The sequence below is a fragment of the Candidatus Borrarchaeum sp. genome (genome assembly GCF_019058535.1).
Lineage (GTDB): Archaea > Asgardarchaeota > Sifarchaeia > Borrarchaeales > Borrarchaeaceae > Borrarchaeum > Borrarchaeum weybense.
The window spans coordinates 1-2,641 of the sequence record NZ_JAHPYX010000247.1; the positions used below are offsets into that span (position 1 = coordinate 1).

1 protein-coding gene is annotated in these 2,641 nt (G+C 38.5%); it reads left to right on the top strand.

The window, feature by feature from the left end:
- Positions 1 to 388: 388 nt before the first annotated feature.
- A partial coding sequence (locus QVB70_RS15215) for a class I SAM-dependent DNA methyltransferase (RefSeq protein WP_287588010.1) occupies positions 389 to 2,641 on the top strand: 2,253 nt, incomplete at its 3' end.

The window sequence follows — 2,641 nt, forward strand, 5'->3', positions numbered from 1 at the left end:
GAAATTTACCAATTCACCAATTTACCAACAAATTTAAAAAAATTCGAGGTATGTTATAATTCAAATCTTTAATGCAGCGGATTACTAACACAATAGGACCTAGCAACAAATGGCCGTGCAACCGCAAAAGTTAAACGCTATTTGGCATGATTTACGCATTGTAGCAAATGTGCTGAAAGCTATAAATGTAGCAAGGTTGCCAATGTGGTGAAAATAACAAAGCCACTTCGAGTTTCGAAAGAAAACTGTGCGCTTGTTCTCTGATGGGGAGGTGCAGCAAGCAAGCAGTATCAAGCGCCAAAGGTGCCATGAATTTACTCGCAAGAATCGCATGGAGGTTTAAGCAGGAGGAATATGAGACATTAATAGACAAAGGGGCACTAAATAGATGGCTTTTTTAGAGTTGTTCTTAAAGGATTTGGGCTTGAGCGGTCATGTTACTCCAATTGATAAGAATCGCCATAGATACAGCTACGACCTTGGTGCCATAGACTTTGCATGTTTGGATTCGACCAAAGACGATTTTTCCAAAGTGCACAATGAAGTGTGGTGTGAGAATAAAACTGAGTTCTTTGTTGCACTTTTTGAAAAGGATATGGCTGTTCACATTTGCGATTCAAAAACCAGACCGTATTTGCAAAAACCTGTTGAAAAAGCTGTTGAAAGAGCATCTATTGACTCATTCAACTACGGCGAAAACACGCGAAAAGCGCAGCGATATATGAGTCTATTCAGAAAGGAAAGCATCGATGCTGGCGACTGCTTAGCTGAAATCAAGAAAAAAATCCAAGAACAAAAGAGAACTCGAGTTACCGTAGATGATGACTTGTTAACAAACCTTGAAAAGCTTAAGAACACAATAATCCGCTATCTTGAAGGCCGACCTAATAATAAAGAAATCGCACAGAAGATTATTGATAGGTGCCTTTTCATCCGATTCTTAGAAGATAGAGCAGGCAGAAATGACTTAAAAAATCTGCTGAGCGATAGGAGTCAAAAAATTGACGCTTTACTGAGATTGTTCGATTCATATACCGATAGTCTCAATGGCGATATCTTTGAGAAGGGCGACATTCCTGAAGACATAAACGTCAAAATCCTTTATGAACTAGACCGCATTTTTGGCAAAGCTTACACATATGTCGACCGTCAAAAAACTCTTGTTCCATATGATTTTGAGAGGATACCTATTATTCTAATAAGTAATATCTATGAGAAGTTTCTGGCGGAGAACAAGGAAAAAGAAGGTATTGTTTTTACCCCCGAAAACGTAGTTGAATACACCTTGTCCAAGGTGTTTGAAAGCAATTTTTTCCATAAAAAAATTAAGGAGAAAAACATTAGCATCCTTGACCCTGCTTGTGGATCGGGCGTTTTTCTAGTCAAATCGCTCGAAAAAGTCGTAGATATTCGAGAAAAAGAAGAAGGAAAGCTGTCCATTGATGAAAAAGCAGAAATTGTAAAGAAAAGCCTGTTTGGCATCGACAAGAACAATGATGCTTTGAGAATAGCCGCATTGAGCTTATACCTGAAAATAATTGAAAATGAAAGCGCAGAGGTTGTAAATGAAAGGCTTTTTGGCAATAACGAAAATCACTTTATGTTCCCAGGCTTAAAACGAAACAAGAATTTGGTTGAGGGTGATTCACTTTTCGACCAAATCTATGAGAAAACGCTTGATAACGCTTACGAAAAAACACAATTCGATGTAATCTTGGGGAACCCTCCCTGGGGCTATGACTTTCGGTATGATTGGCAAAAGAAATTCATCAAACGGAGATGGCCTGAGGTCTCCAAGTATCAGAGTTCGCAAATCTTCTTACTTGCAATCAAAAAATGGATGAAAAAAGAGACCATCTGCGGAATGGTTGTGAATCTATCCAATTTCACCAGTTCTGAAGCAAGTGAATTCAGAAAATCCTTTCTGCAAAAATACTCCCTCCATTTGTTTGCGGGTCTCTCTAGAATACGATGCATAACTTTTGGGCGTGGCAGTGAATCGGCGTGCATTCTAGTCTTTGGCAATACTCAGCCCAGCACTGTCCAATTCGTGGTTCCAGAACTGCATCAATTCTCACTGCAAACAGGTGCAATCATTGAAGGCCCAGTTGAAGAGGTTTCTTATCATCAGCTAAAAAAAGAAGATTACCTCTGGCACATATATGCCCTTGGCTTTTCAATATTTACCGACTTAGTAAAAAAGTTCGACAGATGCGAATATACTCTTGACAGCTTCATGGAAAAATCTTCAGTAGGCATAATGAAATACAGCAAAAAAAATTCAGGAATGAGTAGGGACCAGTTTTATGAGGAATATTCCTCCCCCACAAAAAAAGATGATAGCTATTTCCCAATGATAGACTCCTTGAAAGATGTAAAGCCCTTTCACGAACCGAAATTCCGTTACTATTTCAAATGGGGACCACATCTCGATAGACGAAGAGATATTGAATTGTTTACGGGAGAGAAATTAGTTATTACTCGAAACTGGCCTGTAAAAGCGTTTCTAAGTTTGGATACGAAAATTTTTGATGGCAACTTCTGCATTTTCAAGCCAAAATCTGAATATCGTGGAAAAATTCTTAGACTCTTTGAAGCGATTTTCAATTCGAAACTAGCTCATTTTTACTTAGGTGTGAAA